Origin of the sequence: Pantoea sp. FN0307, assembly GCF_050113815.1 — a bacterium.
GTDB classification, from domain to species: Bacteria; Pseudomonadota; Gammaproteobacteria; order Enterobacterales; family Enterobacteriaceae; genus Mixta; species Mixta alhagi.
This window is the reverse complement of sequence record NZ_JBNJSO010000001.1, coordinates 1,569,169-1,586,229: the sequence shown is the minus strand read 5'-3', so window position 1 is coordinate 1,586,229 and position 17,061 is coordinate 1,569,169. Positions and strand designations below refer to the sequence as shown.

Sequence of the window (17,061 nt, the reverse complement as noted above, 5' to 3'; positions counted from 1 at the left end):
CATCAGCGGCGCGGCAGCGCCGTATCTGGCAGAGCAGATACATAAGCTGACGGAGGGCAATCAGGAGGCGAAGGCGATGGCCCATGCGGTTGTCGGGGCGGTAGCGTCGTATGCGTCAGGCAACAGTGCGCTGGCGGGAGCAGCGGGAGCGGTGAGCGGCGAGCTGATGGCGCAGGTGGTGATGAAGCAGCTGTATCCGGGTAAGGAAGTGGATGACCTGACGGAGACGGAAAAGCAGACCATCAGCGCGCTGGGTACGCTGGCGGCGGGCCTTGCCGGCGGCCTGGCTGGTGACAGTAGCGGTAACGCGGTGGCCGGTGCGCAGGCCGGGAAGAACGCGGTTGAGAATAATACGCTGGGCGCTATGGCTGGCTCAGACCTGGGGTTCTGGTTAGGGAAAACGCCAGACGCAACAGCAGAAGATAAGGCGAAACTGGCTGGCGATATAGCGAAGGGAAATGCGATTGTTTCAGCAGGAGTAGCCAGTACAGTAGGGGTTGGCGCGTTGACGGCAGAACAGGCGGCAATGTGGGCGTTAGGAGCCGGAACGAATGCGGGGATACAATATGCAAACACCGGGGAGGTCAATCCGGTTAACTCTGTTATCGCTGGCTGGGTTAATGTCGTTACTATGGGGCAGGGCTGGAAAGGCACGGTAGGCTGGAATGCTGCGGGGGGAGCCTTAGGCAACGCAATAACAGGGGATGACCCGCTGACAGGGGCAATCATTAACGGAGCAGGTGCGTGGGCTGGATATGGAATTGGTAATTATGTGGCGAAACCTATTGTAAATACAGCCGGTAAGTTGATTACCGGGGGCTGGAATCCTAAATTTAATCCTGATTTACTGAAATATACTGAAGTCAAAGGGCAGTTAGGTATCTCCAAAGAAATGGTACCGAGTCAGATTCCGGGGGCTGCAGGTAATATGGGGGCTTCTATTACGTCAGAAATGACTGGGACTGAACTACAAAAAGTCATTAATGATAAATTTAAGAAAGGAGAGCGCGAATGAAACTATTTATTTCCAGCATCTTCATCATAGCTACTTCCATGATTTCAGGAATTGCAATTGCTGAGTTTTCTTATTTTATATTGCTTACCATTAAATATTTTGCATATGGGAAAGTTGATTTTAGATGGTCAGAAGTTTTAAGAGGCCTAAGGATGGGAGGGGCGGGGGGAGGAATACTGGGTTTTGGTATAGTTTTGTTTCGCTTCCTTGGCATAAAAGGATTTTAAGTAAAGATAAGGGAAAATTTGTTGTTGAGAATAATGCGCTGGGCGCTATGGCTGGCTCAGGTCTTGGGTTCTGGCTGGGTAAAACACCAGATGCCGCGACAGAAGATAAAGCAAAACTGGCTGGTGATATAGCGAAGGGTAATGCAATTGTCTCCGCAGAACTTGCCGGAACCGTGGGATTGGGCGTATTACCGAAAGGGGCGCAGGTAACAGCAGTAATCGGTGGTGGCGCTAATACTGTTATTCAGTATGTGGTAAATGGTGAAGTGAATTATACCGATGCGCTGATAGCCAGCTGAGTTGGCGCGGCCACATCAAATACTGGCCTGTTGGGAACAGTTGGCTGGAATGCAGCAGGTGGAGCCACCTCAAACTATATTAAAGGTGATGATCCCCTGACCGGTGCTATTAGTAGCAGTGCGGGCGCATCTCTCGGCTATGCCGGTGGTAAAATTATTCAAAGACCTTTAGATAAAGTGATTAATCCCAACTGGAAAAACTGGCAATGGGTTGATGTCGGTATGGGTATAAGTAAGCCTCTTCCTTTAAGCCCTGTGCCTGCGGTTACCGGTAATATAGGTGGTTCAGCAATATCTGAAAGTGGAGGTAAAGCTATATCTCAGGGTATAGAGGATTTTAAACGCAAAGGTGATAAAAGGAGTGAAAAAAATAGTGAGCTTTGTAGATTTTTTTTATATCCTGTTTTTAGTGACCACAACCATTGTATGCGTAACAGTGATTGGCCAGGTTGGAATAGCAGTGTTTTTTTACTTTCTGAACGGCGATTTTAAGCTCAGTAGTAAAGAAATATACATTGCTGTTAGAGTAGGTCTGGGAGGCGGATTTGTAGGAGGGATCGGCATTTTTCTCTTATCATACTTTGCACCAAAATCACCGAAACGTTGATATACCTTAAATCCCGGCTAACCGGCCGGGATTATTTTTTATCAGTTAGCTACTGGAGGCGGTCGAGGTGCTAAGCCTGAAGGCAGACTAGCAGGAACAGCTGCGGTAACGCGGTGGCCGGTGCGCAGGCCGGGAAGAACGCGGTTGAGAATAATGCGCTGAAGGTGCCGGAAAACCAAGACCGAGCAAAAGAAATGACTCAGTGTCAGGGAAGAGAGGCTTGCACCGCCGTAGTTGAGAAATACAAGAAGATTAACGCTGAACAGCATGAAAGTGTTGTGAACTGTACCGGTGCCCAGAACTGCGTCGATAAAGCAAATGAAGTTGGCAGGCTACAGGCTGATTATGCTAATCGCACCAATGAGTTGCTTGAAAAAGCGCGTGCTGAAGGCGGTCTGAGTCAGGCAGATCAGGATGAGCTTTCAATCCTTCAGGTGACGACAGTCCAGCTTGAGGCAGACAGAAACGCAGCCATTCATAACGCGTTGATGTCTGGTGACTCATCCGAAGCGAAGCAGCTTGCGATAAACAGTCTTGCTCAGGCGGCAGGAACCAGTGCAGCGGGAATTGCGGCTGGGATTGGGAAGGCTGGGAAAGGAAGCCCCTTACCTACGCCACAACCAACTGTTGCATCTAATGGTTTGGTATATAAATCGAATCCAAAGCATACTCCAGGTCAGCCAAGTAATAGACCTAATGCAGGTATTGAACCTCAGGATTCACTAAAGCTTTTTGAGCAATCAATTCCGAGCACAAAACAATACCCAAATAAAGAGGTTCGCTTTGCTGTTGATAGCCAGGGGAATGTACACCGTTTTGTTGGTACTACGATGCGAACACATTGCCCGGCGGAGTTCTGTCTGAAGCGATGGTGATTTCTGAAGTTATTAGTAGTGGCGTCAGATAAAGTTGATTACTTAATGGCAGCAATCATCACTCCAAAAGCGCTATTACAGCATATTGGAGCGGGGCTTTGACGGATAGACCTGGATAAATTAAAAAACTTCACATAGCATAATAAAAGGGAACAAAATGGAATGTATAAAATGTCAAAATTATGAAGCAAACAAAGAGTCTGGTTGGTGTGATGTTTGTGAAAAGAAAGAAGTGTGTAAAATTAATGGATTGTTGTACCTTCCTGCTCTGGGTCTTATCCTGGGTATTATTGGGGGAGGCATTGAGCTTTATCGTTTTATCATAACAGTATTTAATTATTTCGATGAGACAGGTTTTTTATCTTATTATGCGATGGGAGCGTTTGCGTTATTGATCTCCGGCTTTCTTTTTTCACTTTATGCCGCATGGTTATTTTTCAGACGCAAGAAAGGAACGCGCAAAGCGATGATTGTTTATTATACCACAGGGCTGATTATTGCTCTCTATATTACTGTGTTACCTGTTATTATTTTCGATATAAATCCAGGGTCGGATAGTATCAGGTTATTAATAGGTGGGGTTACAGGCGTGGTTATTTGGGTGCCTTATTTTATGTTTTCTAAAAGAATCAATATGGTTTTTTGTCGCTAGTTATCATCACTAAAAATTTAAGCGGTTGCGAGTAACCACCATAGCTTTGATGAGGCTCGCTCTTTTAATAGAAAAATGACGTACTGCAATTTAACGAAGGCGTACAAAAAATGATACCAAAATATGGTCAGGACCTGGAGATTTTAGATGATCCACGCAAGGGATTAGGTAAAGAGAAAGTGGCGTGCGACATGGTAATAGATTTATGGAATAACATACTCTCATTACCGAAAAGCCAGGCTGCTGGCATTATTCGCATGGTGATGGCTGACGAAAGCGACTAATTAAGGCAATAGCTACAACCTGCCCTCAGCGGCTTGCTATCTACCTGTTTGCTTTAGCGCGAGCCAACGTTTAACGGGGCCATTTTGGCCCCGTTAAACGTTATTTTCCACTCAGCTCGCTAGCGTATGCGCTTGCATCTGCTCCATTAACTCCCGGATCCATGCCATCCGCAGTTTACGCTCGGCTAATTCACGGGTAAATTTCAGGCGGGTTGGCCCTTCCAGCCGCCACTGCTGCGGATCTTTTTGCAGCAGGCCAATCAACCAGGTGGGATCGACGCAGTTTTTCTCGGCAAATTCGATAAAACCACCTTTTTCGCTGGCCTCGATGCGTTTGACGCCCAGCTGCCGTGCCTCCAGCCGTAGCGCGGCAATATCCAGCAGGTGGCGAGCCGCATCGGGAAGGTTGCCAAAGCGATCGATCAACTCCACCTTCAGATCGTCCAGCTCGCGGCGATCGCCAGCGCTGGCGATACGCTTGTAAAAAGAGAGCCGGGTACTGACATCAGGAATAAAATCATCAGGCAGCAGCGCTGGCATACGCAGTTCGATATCGGTCTGATTGCTGGTTAGATCTTCCAGCGAAGGCTCGCGACCCTCTTTCAACGCATCCACGGCATTTTCCAGCAGCTCCATATAGAGGGAGAAGCCGATAGTTTCCATCTGGCCGCTCTGATCCTCCCCCAGCAGCTCGCCTGCGCCACGGATTTCTAAATCGTGGGTGGCCAGCGCGAAGCCTGCGCCCAGATCCTCCAGCGAGGCGATCGCCTCCAGGCGTTTATGCGCATCGGTAGTCATCGCTTTCGGCGGCGGCGTCAGCAGCCATGCATAGGCCTGGTGATGTGAACGGCCTACGCGTCCGCGTAGCTGGTGCAGCTGCGCCAGGCCAAAGTGATCGGCGCGCTCAATGATAATGGTATTGGCGGTAGGGATATCGATACCGGTTTCGATAATGGTGGTACAGACCAGTACGTTAAAGCGTTGATGATGGAAATCATTCATCACCCGCTCCAGATCGCGCTCGCGCATCTGCCCGTGACCAATGGCGATGCGCGCTTCCGGCACTAAATCTGCCAGCCGCTGGGCCGCTTTTTCGATATTTTCCACATCGTTATACAGGTAATAAACCTGGCCGCCGCGCAGCACTTCGCGCAGGATCGCCTCGCGCACCACCAGGCTGTCATATTCCCGAACAAATGTTTTCACCGCCAGGCGACGCGCGGGCGGCGTAGCGATAATCGACAAATCGCGCATGCCGCTCATCGCCATATTCAGCGTTCGCGGGATCGGCGTGGCGGTTAATGTCAGAATATCGACATCTGCACGCATCGCTTTAATACGCTCTTTATGGCGTACGCCGAAGCGGTGTTCCTCATCGACTATCAGCAGCCCCAGATCGTGCCACTTCAAATCGCTCATCAGCAGCTTATGGGTGCCGATTAAAATATCTATTTTACCGTCGCTGGCCTGCTCCAGTATCTGCGCCTGTTCTTTGGCGCTGCGGAAGCGGGAAAGCATTTCGATGCGCACCGGCCAGTTTGCGAAACGGTCGCGGAAATTATCATAGTGCTGCTGGGCAAGCAGGGTAGTCGGCACCAGCACCGCCACCTGTTTGTTATTCTCTACCGCCAGAAACGCCGCGCGCATCGCCACTTCGGTTTTACCAAAGCCCACATCACCGCACACCAGACGATCCATCGCCAGCGGCTGACACATATCGCTCAATACAGCATGGATCGCCTGGGCCTGGTCCGGCGTGGTTTCAAATGGGAAGCTGTCGCAGAACATTTGGTACTGCTCACGATCGTATTTAAAGGCGTAGCCCGCCTTAGCGGCGCGCTGTGCATAAATATCTAATAGCTCTGCCGCCACATCGCGCACTTTCTCTGCCGCTTTCTGACGTGCCCGTGACCAGGCATCGCTGCCCAGCTTATGCAGCGGCGCATTTTCATCAGCACCGCCAGCGTAACGGCTGATCAGATGCAGCGAAGAGACCGGCACGTACAGCTTGGCGTCATTGGCGTAGGCCAGCATCAGGTACTCCGCCTTGATGCCGCCCGCTTCCAGCGTGGTCATGCCGATATAGCGCCCTACGCCATGCTCCAGATGTACCACCGGCTGGCCGGGATGCAGCTCTGCCAGGTTGCGGATCAGCACATCGGGATTAATGGTGCGGCGGGTATCCTGACGACGACGCGTCACGCGCTCACCCAGCAAATCGCCTTCGCAGATCAGGGCGCGCTGGCGCAGATTATCAACAAAGCCGCGCTCGCTGGCGCCGATGATCAGATAACGGCCCGGGGCAACGGCTTCGCTCAGGCGCTGAATCACCTTCGGCTGTAGCTTGATGCGTGCCAGCAGCTCCTGTAACGCCTCGCGGCGACCTTCGCTTTCCACCGAGAAGATCACCGCACCATCGAACGCCTCAAGGAAATGGCGCAGGTTATCCAGCGGCGCTTTGGCCTGAGGCTCTATCGCCAGCGGCGGCAGCGGCTGATAATCCAGGTTGGTGTTGGCCGCTTTATCGGGCAACGCCTCGCTGCTCATACGAATGCGCGGCCACTGTTTTAATTCTGCAAACAGGCCATCAGTACGCAACCACAGCGATTCCGGCGGCAGTAATGGGCGCATCGGGTCTACGCGGCGGTTTTCAAAACGCGCCATGATATCCTGCCAGAAGCGTTCCGCGCTGGCTTCCAGATCGCCGGTGCTGACCACCAGCGTATCGCGCGGCAGATAGCTGAACAGCGGCACCAGCGGCTGTTCAAAAAACAGCGGCTGCCAGTATTCGATCCCGGCGGGCAGGGTGCCTTTGCTCACCTGCTGATAGATATGTTCCGGCTCGCGGCGCACATCGAAATGTTCCCGCCACTGGCTGCGGAACAGCTCAATGGCGGCTTTATCCGTGGGAAACTCATGGGCGGGCAGCAGGTTAATTGCCTCCACCTCTTCCAGCGTGCGCTGGCTGTCGACGTCAAACAGCCGCAGGCTGTCGATTTCATTATCGAAAAAGTCGATGCGATAAGGCTGTTCGCTGCCCATGGGGAACAGATCGAGCAGTGCGCCGCGCGTGGCATATTCGCCATGCTCCATGACCTGATCGACATGACGATAGCCCGCCTGTTCCAGCTGATCGCGCAGCCGGTCGCGTGACAGCAGCTGTCCTTTATGCATCACCAGCGCATGACCGTGCAGGAAATCGTGCGGGCAGTAACGCTGCATCAATGTGGTCACCGGCAGGATCAGCACGCCGCGTTCCAGCGTTGGCAGGCGATAAAGCGTCGACAGACGTGCAGAGATAATATCCTGATGTGGAGAGAAGCTGTCGAAGGGCAGAGTTTCCCAGTCGGCCAGGCTCAAAACCGGCTGGTGGGTAAACTGTTGAATTTCATCCTGCAGGCGCAGCGAGGTTTGCATATCAGGCGCAATCAGCATCACCAGCCCCGGGTGACGCTCGGCGATTTCCGCACATTCAACGGCGCAGGCGGCGCCGGTTAGCTGTCCCAGCTGGCGTTGATCGTTTGCCGCAGCGGGCAGGGCATAGCGAATCTGTTCAGGCATAGTCGTTTCGACGTTCTCTCTGTTTATTTCAGGGGCATAATCATTCCACAGAACGCGGCGGGGATCATCTGCTGCGGCAGGCTTTTTGCCTGGCGGGCGCTCTTCAGCCTTAACGTTAACTGGCGGTGTTGCGCTTTAGCGCGCGCGAGGCGAGAAATCATTCACATCATTCACAACGTGACGATCGCTATTTGCCCACTCCAGCTCTTTCTCCGCATGCAGACTCCAGGTGCCGTCATCCCATTGAACATGATAGCTGGCGGGAAAATTTCCCTGTGCGAAAACCGTAACCACCTGACCGCGAATTTCACCAGACTGATGTTTGACAATATTGCCTTTTAGATACTTACTCATAAGCGGCTCCGGTGCCAGCGGCACGGCTAATTAGTTACATTAACCCTTTAAATAGCAAGGGCAAGTATAGTGCAGATTAGCGCAGGGTAATCTTCAGCGTAGGAGACTTTTTTGTGCAACAGAGCGCAGCGGAAAAATTCTGATGCATCTTTACCATTAACTCGGACGGGTAAAGGTTCCATAAAACAAGCGGCTCCTTTATCATCCTGACTACTTTTGCTTTTTGCTACGCATAAGACGGATCTCATGTATCAACCTGTCGCGTTATTTATCGGTTTGCGCTATATGCGCGGACGTGCCTCAGACCGCTTTGGTCGGTTTGTTTCCTGGCTTTCCACTATCGGCATCACCTTAGGCGTGCTGGCGCTGGTTACCGTTCTGTCGGTAATGAACGGTTTTGAGCGCGAGCTGGAAGGCAATATTCTTGGCCTGATGCCGCAGGCGCTAATCACCAGCGACAAAGGCTCAATCAACCCGCAGCAACAGCCCGCCAGCAGCCTGAATTTACAGGGCGTACAGCGTATCGCGCCATTAACCACTGGCGATGTCGTGCTGCAAAGCGCGCGTAGCGTGGCGGTGGGCGTGATGCTCGGCGTGCAGCCTGATGAGAACGATCCTCTGACGCCTTATCTGGTTAATGCACAGCAGCAGGCGCTGCAGCCGGGGCAGTACAACGTGATCCTGGGCGAGCAACTGGCTGCACAGCTGGGCGTGAAGCGCGGCGAGCAGCTGCGTCTGATGGTGCCTTCCGCCAGCCAGTTTACCCCGATGGGCCGCCTGCCCAGCCAGCGCCTGTTTAATGTAATCGGCACCTTTGCCGCCAACAGCGAAGTTGACGGCTATCAGATGCTGGTAAACCAGCAGGACGCCTCGAGGTTAATGCGTTATCCGGCGGGCAATATTACCGGCTGGCGGTTGTGGCTGGATAACCCGCTGGAAGTGGACAGCGTCAGTCAGCAACCGCTGGCGGCGGGGCTGGTATGGAAAGACTGGCGCGATCGCAAAGGCGATCTGTTCCAGGCGGTGCGCATGGAAAAAAACATGATGGGGCTGCTGCTGAGCCTGATTATCGCCGTAGCGGCGTTTAACATCATTACCTCGCTCGGCCTGCTGATCATGGAGAAGCAGGGCGAGGTGGCGATCCTGCAAACCCAGGGGCTGACGCGGCGGCAGATTATGCTGGTGTTTATGGTGCAGGGTGCCAGCGCCGGCATTATCGGCGCGCTGCTCGGCACGCTGCTGGGCGTGCTGCTGGCCAGTCAGCTTAATAATTTGATGCCGGTTATCGGTATGTTTCTTGATGGCGCGGCATTGCCGGTGGATATCTCTTTCTGGCAGGTGATTGCCATTGCGCTGACGGCGATGGCGCTGGCGCTGTTGTCGACGCTTTATCCATCCTGGCGCGCTGCCGCCGTACAACCTGCTGAGGCTTTACGCTATGAGTGATTTGAATCTGTTACAGTGTAACCAACTGTGCAAACGCTATCAGGAAGGGAGCGTGCAGACAGACGTGTTACGCGACGTCAGTTTCACCATGCGGCCCGGCGAAATGATGGCCATTGTCGGCAGCTCCGGCTCCGGCAAAAGTACGCTGCTGCATCTGCTGGGTGGTCTGGATGCGCCTACCTCCGGCGATGTGCTGTTCAACGGCCGCGCGCTTAGCAGTATGTCTTCGGCGCAAAAAGCTGAGCTGCGTAACCGCGAGCTGGGCTTTATCTATCAGTTTCACCATCTTCTGCCCGATTTTACCGCGCTGGAAAACGTGGCGATGCCGCTGCTGATTGGCAAAAAAAGCAAGCAGGAGGCGCAGGATCGTGCGCTGGAAATGCTGCGTGCGGTGGGCCTGGAAAAGCGTGCAGCGCATCGTCCTGCTGAACTTTCCGGCGGTGAACGTCAGCGCGTGGCCATTGCGCGTGCGTTGGTCAACAACCCGCGCCTGGTGATGGCCGATGAGCCGACCGGCAACCTGGATGCCCGTAATGCCGATGCGATCTTCGATCTGCTGGGCGAGCTGAACGTGCGTCAGGGCACCGCTTTTCTGGTGGTGACGCACGATCTGCACCTGGCGAAACGGCTGCCCGCGCAGCGCGAAATGCGTGACGGTCAGCTCAGCGAGCAGGTCACGCTGGCAGGAGCGCTGTAATGGCTTCATTATCCTTACTGTTAGCGACGCGCTTCAGCAGCGGACGGCGGCGTGGGGGCATGGTTTCGCTGATTTCGGTGATCTCCACGCTGGGCATTGCGCTGGGTGTGGCAGTGTTAATCGTTGGCCTGAGCGCGATGAATGGCTTTGAACGCGAGCTGAATAATCGCATTCTGGCGGTGGTGCCGCACGGTGAAATCGAACCGGTTAACGACCCGCTTTCCGGCTGGCAGTCGCTGTTGCCGCGTATGGAGCAGGTGCCGGGCATCGCCGCCGCCGCGCCGTACATCAACTTTACCGGTCTGATTGAAAGCGGTGCGAAGCTACAGGCGATTCAGGTGAAAGGGGTCGACCCCGCGCAGGAAAAGCGCCTGAGCGCGCTACCGCAGTTTGTGCAGAATAATGCCTGGGCCAGCTTTAGCGCCGGTAAACAGCAAATCATCATCGGCAGCGGTGCGGCGAAATCGTTAGGTGTCAGGCAGGGCGACTGGCTGACGGTGATGATCCCCAACAGCGACGGGCAAAATAAGCTGCTGCAGCCCAAGCGTATCCGCTTACAGGTCAGCGGCATCCTGCAGCTCAGCGGGATGCTCGATCATAGCCTGGCGCTGGTGCCGCTGGCCGATGCGCAAAAATATCTCGATATGACGGACAAGGTAACCGGCATTGCGCTGAAAATGAACGATCCTTTTAACGCCGTTAAGCTGGTGCGTGATGCGGGCGAGGTAACGAAGGCCTACGTTTATATCCGCAGCTGGATCGGCACCTACGGTTATATGTATCGTGATATTCAGATGATCCGCGCCATTATGTATCTGGCGATGGTGCTGGTGATTGGCGTTGCCTGCTTTAATATTGTTTCCACGCTGGTAATGGCGGTGAAAGATAAAAGCAGCGATATCGCCGTGCTGCGCACGCTGGGGGCGAAGGATGGTCTGATCCGCGCGATCTTTGTCTGGTACGGGCTGCGTGCCGGTTTGTTGGGCAGCGTAAGCGGCGCGGTGGCAGGCGTGCTGGCCGCGCTGTACCTGACGCCGCTGATGCGCGGAATTGAACATCTGACCGGACATCATTTTCTCTCCGGCGATATCTACTTTATTGATTTCCTGCCTTCAGAACTGCACTGGCTGGATGTGGCTTCGGTGCTGGCGACCGCTATCGTTTTGAGCCTGGTGGCCAGCTGGTATCCGGCGCGGCGTGCCAGCCGTATCGATCCGGCACGCGTGTTAAGCGGGCAGTAGGTTTATCGTGGCGGATAAAGCGATGTTTTACGGTTTCGATATGGGCGGCAGCAAAATCGCCCTCGGCGTTTACGATGCGCAGCGCCAGCTGGTATGGAGCAAGCGCGTCCCGACGCCGCGTGACGACTACGCGCAGCTGCTGGAGAGTTTTACCCGCCTGACGGCGGAGGCGGATGCCATTACCGGCCAACGCGGCAGCGTTGGCGTAGGCGTGCCGGGCCTGCCCAATCCCGACGATGGCACGCTCTTCACCGCCAACGTGCCGGCGGCGCAGGGGCAACGCCTTGGCCGCGATCTCAGCGAGCGGCTGGGACGTGAAGTGCGCATCGATAACGACGCTAACTGTTTCGCGCTCTCCGAGGCCTGGGATGAGGCGTTTCGCGCTTATCCGGTCGTGCTGGGGCTGATCCTCGGCACCGGCGTCGGCGGCGGGCTGGTGGTTGACGGCAAGCCGGTCTCAGGGCGTAGCTTTATCACCGGTGAAGCGGGGCATATGCGCCTGCCGGTGGATGCGCTGGCGCTGCTGGGACAGGATATTCCGCTGCGACAGTGCGGCTGCGGTAAACGCGGCTGCATTGAAACCTTGCTTTCCGGTCAGGGTTTCTCCTGGCTGTTTCACCACTTTTATCAGCAGACGCTCAGTGCGCCCGTGATTATTGAACGCTATTATCAGGGCGATCCACAGGCGCAGGCGCATACCGAGCGCTTTCGTGCGCTGCTGGCGGTTTGTCTCGGCAATCTGCTTACCCTGCTCGATCCGCATTTAGTGGTGCTGGGTGGCGGATTGTCTAATTTCGCAGCGCTCTATGACGGGCTGGCAGAGCAGGTGCAGCCGCACCTGCTGCCGCGGGCGAAGCCGCCGCGCTTTGCACAGGCGCGTCATGGCGATGCGGGCGGAATGCGCGGTGCCGCATTCCTGCATCTCAGGTAATTAAGGAGTTTTTATGCGCACACCCCGTCGCCGTTTACGTATTGCGCGCTTTCGTAAAACCAGGCGCAAGATGCATCAGCGTTTCCGGCAGCGTATTTTTGAACGGGATCGTAACGCTGAGCTGGCGGCACATCCGCAGCCTCGGGTGGTGGTGTTGACCGGTGCAGGCATTTCCGCCGAATCGGGCATTCGTACTTTTCGCGCCGATGATGGCCTCTGGGAAGAGCATCGTATTGAAGATGTCGCTACGCCGGAGGGCTTCAGGCGCGATCCGGCGCTGGTGCAGGCATTTTACAATGCGCGCCGCCGCCAGCTGCAGCAGCCGGAAATCCAGCCTAATGCCGCGCATCTGGCGCTGGCGGAGCTGGAATCGGTGCTGGGTGACAACTTCCTGCTGGTTACGCAGAATATTGATAACCTGCACGAGCGCGCCGGTAGCCAGCGCGTGCTGCATATGCACGGCGAGCTGCTTAAGGTGCGCTGTGAAATGAGCGGGCAGGTGCTGGAGTGGACCGGTGATTTAAGCGCCGATGATCGTTGCCACTGCTGTCAGTTTCCTGCCCGTCTGCGCCCGCACGTAGTCTGGTTTGGTGAAATGCCGCTGGGAATGGATGACATCTATCAGGCGCTCTCTGAGGCGGACTATTTTCTGGCGATCGGCACCTCCGGTCATGTCTATCCGGCCGCAGGTTTCGTACATGAAGCGAAACAGCAGGGCGTCCATACCGTTGAGCTAAATCTGGAGCCGAGCCAGGTGGGTAATCAGTTTGCTGAAAAGCACTACGGGCTGGCGAGCGAAGTGGTGCCTGCCTGGGTAGAGAAGTTTCAGAAAGGGCTTTATCGGCTGGTATGACCCTGCCTCAGGCCGTTGTCAGTAGCTGATTTCAGCGGCAGGGTGATGCGGCCTGATAACTATTCAGGGCATGCGGGAGCTTCTCCCGCATGCCCTTTTACTTTTGCATGCCAGCTGGGTGTTCCGCCAGCTGTTGTTAACGTCCCGCCTTCAGCTTTTGGAACAGCATCTCATACTGGACGCTGGCGTCGCCAACGTCATCCTGCCACTCGCCATTTTTGATCACCTCTGCAGACGGATAGAGTGACGGATCGTTAGCCACGCTGGCCGGTAGCAGCTTTTTCGCCGCCAGGTTCGGTGTCGGATAACCGATGGTTTCCGCCACCTGCGCGGCAACATCCGGACGCAGCAGGAAGTTAATCAGCTTCAGTGCGCCTTCTTTGTTTTTCGCATTTGCCGGTATCGCCAGGCTATCCATCCAGAAAATGCCGCCTTCTTTCGGCCAGACCACTTCCAGCGGGGTGCCTGCCTGACGTGCGACATAAGCCGAACCGTTCCAGATCATGCCCAGATTTACTTCGCCTTCCATAAAGGGATTGCCGGGATTATCGGAATTAAATGCCAGCACATTTGGCATCAGCTTTTTCAGCTCTTCATATGCGGCATTGATCTCTTTAGCATCGCGGGTATTACCGGAATAACCCAGCTTACGCAGCGCCACCTGGAAAACTTCACGCGCATCGTCGGTTAACAGCAGGCTCTGCTTATATTCCGGCTTCCACAGATCGGCCCAGCCGGTAACGCTTTTTGCATCCATCGCATCGGTATTAATGCCGATGGCCGTTGCGCCCCAAATGTACGGGATCGAATAATCATTGTTGGGATCGAACGGCTTGTTCAGCAGGCTCGGATCGAGATTGCTGAAATTGCTCAGCTTGCTTTTGTCGATTTTCTGGATCATGCCTTCGTTGCGCATTTTCGCCACAAAATAGGTGGAAGGCACCACCAGGTCATACGCGCCATCTTTATAAGTTTTCAGCTTGGCGTACATGCTTTCATTGGATTCGTAGGTGGAATAGATCACCTTAATGCCGGTCTCTTTGGTGAACTGCTCCAGCAGCCCCGGCGGGACATATTCAGTCCAGTTATAGAAATAAAGCGTTTTGCCGTCATCAGCGGCCTGCGCGCTCTGTAAGCCCAGCGCCAGCGCCCCAGCCGCCAGCCAGTAACCCCATTTCTTCATGACTTTTCCTCTTATTTTGTTTTATCACGCAGCAACAGCTGACTCGCGGCGACCAGCAGCAGCGACAGCACCATCAGGATGGTCGCCAGTGCGTTCACCTCCGGCGAAACGCCGACTTTTACCATTGAGTAAATTTTCAGCGGCAGGATCTCAAAGCCTGGCCCGGTCACAAACGAGGAGACCACCACGTCATCCATCGACAGGGTAAAGCTCAGCAGCCAGCCTGCGGCAACGGCTGGCATCGCCAGCGGCAGAATAATTTTACGCAGGATGGTTGCTTCGCTGGCCCCCAAATCGCGTGCCGCCTCCAGCATCCTGACATCGAAGCCTTTCAGGCGTGAGTAGACGGTAATCACCACAAACGGCAGGCAAAAGGTAATATGCGAAACCAGCAGCGACCAGAAGCCCAGCGAAATCCCCAGCAGCATAAACAGAACCAGCAGGGAGATCGCCATAACAATATCGGGCGACATCATCACCACAAACAGCATACCGCTGACAAACGGCTTGCCGCGAAAGCGGTAGCGGTAGAGCGCCACCGCCGTCAGCGCGCCGATCAGCGTGGCGAAACTGGCTGAGAGCACGCCCATGATCAGCGAATGCTGCGCCGCCTGGATCAGGCTATCGTTGTTCATTAACAATGCATACCACTGGGTGCTGAAGCCCTGCCAGTTAATGCCGAAACGTGAGGCGTTGAAAGAGTTAACGATCAGGATAACGATCGGAATATACAGCCAGGCATAAATAAGAAACATAAAGCCGCTGCGTAATGTTTTAACCATTATTCCAGCTCCACTTTCTTGTTCAGCATGCGCGCTGCACGCCAGTAGAACAGCAGCATCAGGCCCATCACCAGCGTCAAAACAATGCTGGTGGCCGCGCCAAACGGCCAGTCGCGAATATTCAGGAACTGACTCTTAATCACGTTGCCGATCAGCAGGTTTTTCGCGCCGCCCATCAGGTCAGCGACAAAAAACAGCCCCATCGCCGGCAGCAACACCAGCAGACAACCTGCAACAATGCCCGGCATCGTCAGCGGTAAAATAATGCGCCAAAATGTTTGCAGCTTGCTGGCACCGAGATCGCGCGCCGCCTCCAGACAGGGCTTATCCAGCTTTTCCAGGCTGGAGTAGAGAGGCATCACCATAAACGGCAGCAGGATATAGACCAGCCCCAGCACCACCGCTTCGGAGGTATACATAATGCGAAAAGGCTTATCAATTAGCCCCAGCCATAGCAGAAACTCATTGAGCCAGCCGCGCGTGCTGAGAAAAATTTTCAGGCCATAAATGCGGATCAGCGAGTTGGTCCAGAATGGCACAATCAGCAGAAACAACATCACCGGACGGATACGCGCCGGCAGCTTTGTCAGGCACCAGGCGAAAGGATAGCCGAGCAGCAAACAGCAAAGCGTGGCGATCAACGCCATATTGAGCGAATGCAGCAGTACCGAGGCGTAAAGCGGATCGAGCAGCCGGGTATAGTTATCGAAGGTCAGCGCCAGGCGGACAAAACTGGCGTCATCACGCGTCAGAAAACTGGTGGCGATAATCATCAGGTTGGGCAAAAACACAAACAGCACCAGCCAGCCGACGATCAGCGTGATAATGGTTTTCTGAAAGCGGTTACGCATCATTTTCATCAGGCAGCACCACCTCCCAGCTTTCAACCCAGGTAATCGCCATCTTTTGATTCAGTGAATGGTCAAAATCGGGATCGTCCTCGTTAAAGAATTCGCTGACGGTCACCAGCTTGCCGTTTTCCAGCTCAACGGTGGATTCCAGCGTCATGCCTTTGTAATTGCGTTCGCGCACAAAGCCCACCAGGCCTTCTGCACCTTCGTTATCACTAATTTCTTCAACGCGCAGATCTTCCGGACGCAGCAGGACATGAAGATGCTGACCGGCAACCACCGGAAAGGGCACCAGAATATCGCATTCGCGCCCTTCAACGCGGGCGCGGACGCGCTGATTATCCAGCGGCGCAATAACCACCGCGTCGAACACGTTGATCTCGCCGATAAAACGCGCCACAAACAGGTTAGCGGGTTCTTCATAAATCTCACGCGGCGAGCCGTCCTGCTCAATACGTCCGTCGCGCAGCACCACGATGCGATCCGACATGCTGAGCGCCTCTTCCTGATCGTGGGTAACGAACACAAAGGTAATGCCCAGCTTACGCTGCAACGCTTTCAGTTCATTCTGCATCTGCTTGCGCAGCTTGTAATCCAGCGCCGACAGCGATTCATCCAGCAGCAGGACTTTAGGACGATTCACCACCGCGCGCGCAATGGCGACGCGCTGCTGCTGGCCGCCGCTGAGCTGGTGCGGACGGCGATCGGCAAAACTGTCCAGCTGCACCATCGCCAGCGCCTCGTTAACGCGCGCAGTAATTTCTGCCGCTGGCGTTTTTTGCATGCGCAGGCCAAAAGCGACATTCTCAAACACCGACATATGCGGAAACAGAGCATAGCTCTGGAAAACGGTATTAACGTGGCGGTGTTCGGCGGGCGTGGCGGTAATGGTTTCACCGTCGAGAACGATCTCCCCGCTGTCGGTCTCTTCCAGGCCCGCGATCAGGCGCAGAATAGTGGTTTTACCGCAGCCTGAAGGGCCCAGCAAGGTAATAAACTCGCCGTGGTGTATGGTCAGGTTAAAGTCGGCAATAATTTCTTTGCCGTCAAAAGCTTTACTGATGCCAGAAAGCGTAACCAGCGCCGTTTGCGCGCGTGTTTGCGTCATTTTAGTCACTCAGCCCGAAGTTATCGGCAGTCAGGGCTGCCTGTATGTGTGTAGAGCCGGTCGCTACGGTCAACCAGCCAACAAAGTCAGGGGCG

17 protein-coding genes and 1 pseudogene are annotated in these 17,061 nt (G+C 54.6%); 12 read left to right on the top strand and 6 right to left on the bottom strand.

The window, feature by feature from the left end:
- The 7 genes and pseudogenes from ACQE3Z_RS07535 to ACQE3Z_RS07505 all read left to right on the top strand — a co-directional run.
- The coding region (locus ACQE3Z_RS07535; RefSeq protein ID WP_426973016.1) for a VENN motif pre-toxin domain-containing protein at window positions 1-1,015 on the top strand (1,015 nt) is incomplete at its 5' end.
- On the top strand, window positions 1,012-1,242 hold the full coding sequence (locus tag ACQE3Z_RS07530; RefSeq protein ID WP_426973015.1) for a hypothetical protein: 231 nt from the start codon (window positions 1,012-1,014) through the stop codon (window positions 1,240-1,242). The genes ACQE3Z_RS07535 and ACQE3Z_RS07530, both read left to right, overlap by 4 nt.
- Window positions 1,243-1,289: 47 nt before the next feature.
- Complete coding sequence (locus ACQE3Z_RS07525) at window positions 1,290-1,541, top strand: hypothetical protein (RefSeq protein ID WP_426973014.1); 252 nt, start codon at window positions 1,290-1,292, stop codon at window positions 1,539-1,541.
- A gap of 30 nt (window positions 1,542-1,571) precedes the next feature.
- The gene (locus ACQE3Z_RS07520; protein WP_426973012.1) at window positions 1,572-2,033 is read left to right on the top strand and encodes a hypothetical protein; all 462 of its coding nucleotides are present in this window, start codon (window positions 1,572-1,574) and stop codon (window positions 2,031-2,033) included.
- 216 nt (window positions 2,034-2,249) lie between these two features.
- Window positions 2,250-3,023: pseudogene (locus tag ACQE3Z_RS07515) on the top strand (VENN motif pre-toxin domain-containing protein); the annotation flags it as partial.
- A gap of 157 nt (window positions 3,024-3,180) precedes the next feature.
- The gene (locus tag ACQE3Z_RS07510; RefSeq protein WP_426973011.1) at window positions 3,181-3,675 is read left to right on the top strand and encodes a DUF2569 domain-containing protein; all 495 of its coding nucleotides are present in this window, start codon (window positions 3,181-3,183) and stop codon (window positions 3,673-3,675) included.
- 110 nt (window positions 3,676-3,785) lie between these two features.
- Entirely contained in the window at window positions 3,786-3,959 is a 174-nt protein-coding gene (locus ACQE3Z_RS07505; RefSeq protein ID WP_426973009.1) for a hypothetical protein, read from the top strand.
- Between the two features lie 111 nt (window positions 3,960-4,070).
- Here ACQE3Z_RS07505 and mfd read toward each other — a convergent pair whose 3' ends face one another.
- Window positions 4,071-7,520, bottom strand: coding sequence for a transcription-repair coupling factor (mfd, locus tag ACQE3Z_RS07500; RefSeq protein WP_426973008.1), 3,450 nt, complete (start codon window positions 7,518-7,520; stop codon window positions 4,071-4,073).
- 135 nt (window positions 7,521-7,655) lie between these two features.
- Window positions 7,656-7,874, bottom strand: coding sequence for a hypothetical protein (locus ACQE3Z_RS07495; RefSeq protein ID WP_426973007.1), 219 nt, complete (start codon window positions 7,872-7,874; stop codon window positions 7,656-7,658).
- 246 nt (window positions 7,875-8,120) lie between these two features.
- On the opposite strand from ACQE3Z_RS07495, the gene lolC reads away from it, so the two are divergent.
- From lolC to cobB, 5 genes are read left to right on the top strand one after another with little or no spacing between them, the layout of a single operon-like run.
- A complete protein-coding gene (gene lolC, locus ACQE3Z_RS07490; RefSeq protein WP_426973005.1) occupies window positions 8,121-9,320 on the top strand; it encodes a lipoprotein-releasing ABC transporter permease subunit LolC in 1,200 nt (399 codons plus the stop codon).
- Window positions 9,313-10,017, top strand: coding sequence for a lipoprotein-releasing ABC transporter ATP-binding protein LolD (gene lolD, locus ACQE3Z_RS07485; protein WP_426973003.1), 705 nt, complete (start codon window positions 9,313-9,315; stop codon window positions 10,015-10,017). The genes lolC and lolD overlap by 8 nt, the downstream gene beginning before the upstream one ends.
- A complete protein-coding gene (gene lolE / locus ACQE3Z_RS07480; RefSeq protein ID WP_426973001.1) occupies window positions 10,017-11,258 on the top strand; it encodes a lipoprotein-releasing ABC transporter permease subunit LolE in 1,242 nt (413 codons plus the stop codon). Before lolD ends, lolE begins: the two co-directional genes overlap by 1 nt.
- Window positions 11,259-11,280: 22 nt before the next feature.
- A complete protein-coding gene (gene nagK, locus ACQE3Z_RS07475; RefSeq protein WP_426973090.1) occupies window positions 11,281-12,189 on the top strand; it encodes an N-acetylglucosamine kinase in 909 nt (302 codons plus the stop codon).
- Window positions 12,190-12,202: 13 nt separating this feature from the next.
- Window positions 12,203-13,042: a Sir2 family NAD+-dependent deacetylase gene (gene cobB / locus ACQE3Z_RS07470; RefSeq protein WP_426972999.1), complete on the top strand. Its 840-nt coding sequence runs from the start codon at window positions 12,203-12,205 to the stop codon at window positions 13,040-13,042.
- Between the two features lie 136 nt (window positions 13,043-13,178).
- Here cobB and potD read toward each other — a convergent pair whose 3' ends face one another.
- From potD to potA, 4 genes are read right to left on the bottom strand one after another with little or no spacing between them, the layout of a single operon-like run.
- Entirely contained in the window at window positions 13,179-14,225 is a 1,047-nt protein-coding gene (potD, locus tag ACQE3Z_RS07465; RefSeq protein ID WP_426972998.1) for a spermidine/putrescine ABC transporter substrate-binding protein PotD, read from the bottom strand.
- An 11-nt stretch (window positions 14,226-14,236) separates the two neighbouring features.
- A complete protein-coding gene (potC, locus tag ACQE3Z_RS07460; RefSeq protein ID WP_426972996.1) occupies window positions 14,237-15,007 on the bottom strand; it encodes a spermidine/putrescine ABC transporter permease PotC in 771 nt (256 codons plus the stop codon).
- Window positions 15,007-15,867: a spermidine/putrescine ABC transporter permease PotB gene (gene potB / locus ACQE3Z_RS07455; RefSeq protein WP_085072077.1), complete on the bottom strand. Its 861-nt coding sequence runs from the start codon at window positions 15,865-15,867 to the stop codon at window positions 15,007-15,009. Before potB ends, potC begins: the two co-directional genes overlap by 1 nt.
- Window positions 15,851-16,966: a spermidine/putrescine ABC transporter ATP-binding protein PotA gene (gene potA, locus ACQE3Z_RS07450; RefSeq protein WP_426972994.1), complete on the bottom strand. Its 1,116-nt coding sequence runs from the start codon at window positions 16,964-16,966 to the stop codon at window positions 15,851-15,853. The genes potB and potA overlap by 17 nt, the downstream gene beginning before the upstream one ends.
- Window positions 16,967-17,061: the final 95 nt, after the last annotated feature.

What these genes read in the sequence shown, in the direction of transcription:
- lolD (WP_426973003.1), top strand. Translation starts at nt 9,313, where the DNA reads ATGAGTGATTTGAATCTGTTACAGTGTAACCAACTGTGCAAACGCTAT.
- ACQE3Z_RS07495 (WP_426973007.1), bottom strand. Translation starts at nt 7,874, where the DNA reads ATGAGTAAGTATCTAAAAGGCAATATTGTCAAACATCAGTCTGGTGAA.
- potA (WP_426972994.1), bottom strand. Translation starts at nt 16,966, where the DNA reads ATGACGCAAACACGCGCGCAAACGGCGCTGGTTACGCTTTCTGGCATC.
- ACQE3Z_RS07505 (WP_426973009.1), top strand. Translation starts at nt 3,786, where the DNA reads ATGATACCAAAATATGGTCAGGACCTGGAGATTTTAGATGATCCACGC.
- nagK (WP_426973090.1), top strand. Translation starts at nt 11,281, where the DNA reads ATGTTTTACGGTTTCGATATGGGCGGCAGCAAAATCGCCCTCGGCGTT.
- lolE (WP_426973001.1), top strand. Translation starts at nt 10,017, where the DNA reads ATGGCTTCATTATCCTTACTGTTAGCGACGCGCTTCAGCAGCGGACGG.
- lolC (WP_426973005.1), top strand. Translation starts at nt 8,121, where the DNA reads ATGTATCAACCTGTCGCGTTATTTATCGGTTTGCGCTATATGCGCGGA.
- cobB (WP_426972999.1), top strand. Translation starts at nt 12,203, where the DNA reads ATGCGCACACCCCGTCGCCGTTTACGTATTGCGCGCTTTCGTAAAACC.
- potC (WP_426972996.1), bottom strand. Translation starts at nt 15,007, where the DNA reads ATGGTTAAAACATTACGCAGCGGCTTTATGTTTCTTATTTATGCCTGG.
- mfd (WP_426973008.1), bottom strand. Translation starts at nt 7,520, where the DNA reads ATGCCTGAACAGATTCGCTATGCCCTGCCCGCTGCGGCAAACGATCAA.
- ACQE3Z_RS07530 (WP_426973015.1), top strand. Translation starts at nt 1,012, where the DNA reads ATGAAACTATTTATTTCCAGCATCTTCATCATAGCTACTTCCATGATT.
- potD (WP_426972998.1), bottom strand. Translation starts at nt 14,225, where the DNA reads ATGAAGAAATGGGGTTACTGGCTGGCGGCTGGGGCGCTGGCGCTGGGC.
- ACQE3Z_RS07510 (WP_426973011.1), top strand. Translation starts at nt 3,181, where the DNA reads ATGGAATGTATAAAATGTCAAAATTATGAAGCAAACAAAGAGTCTGGT.
- potB (WP_085072077.1), bottom strand. Translation starts at nt 15,867, where the DNA reads ATGAAAATGATGCGTAACCGCTTTCAGAAAACCATTATCACGCTGATC.
- ACQE3Z_RS07525 (WP_426973014.1), top strand. Translation starts at nt 1,290, where the DNA reads ATGGCTGGCTCAGGTCTTGGGTTCTGGCTGGGTAAAACACCAGATGCC.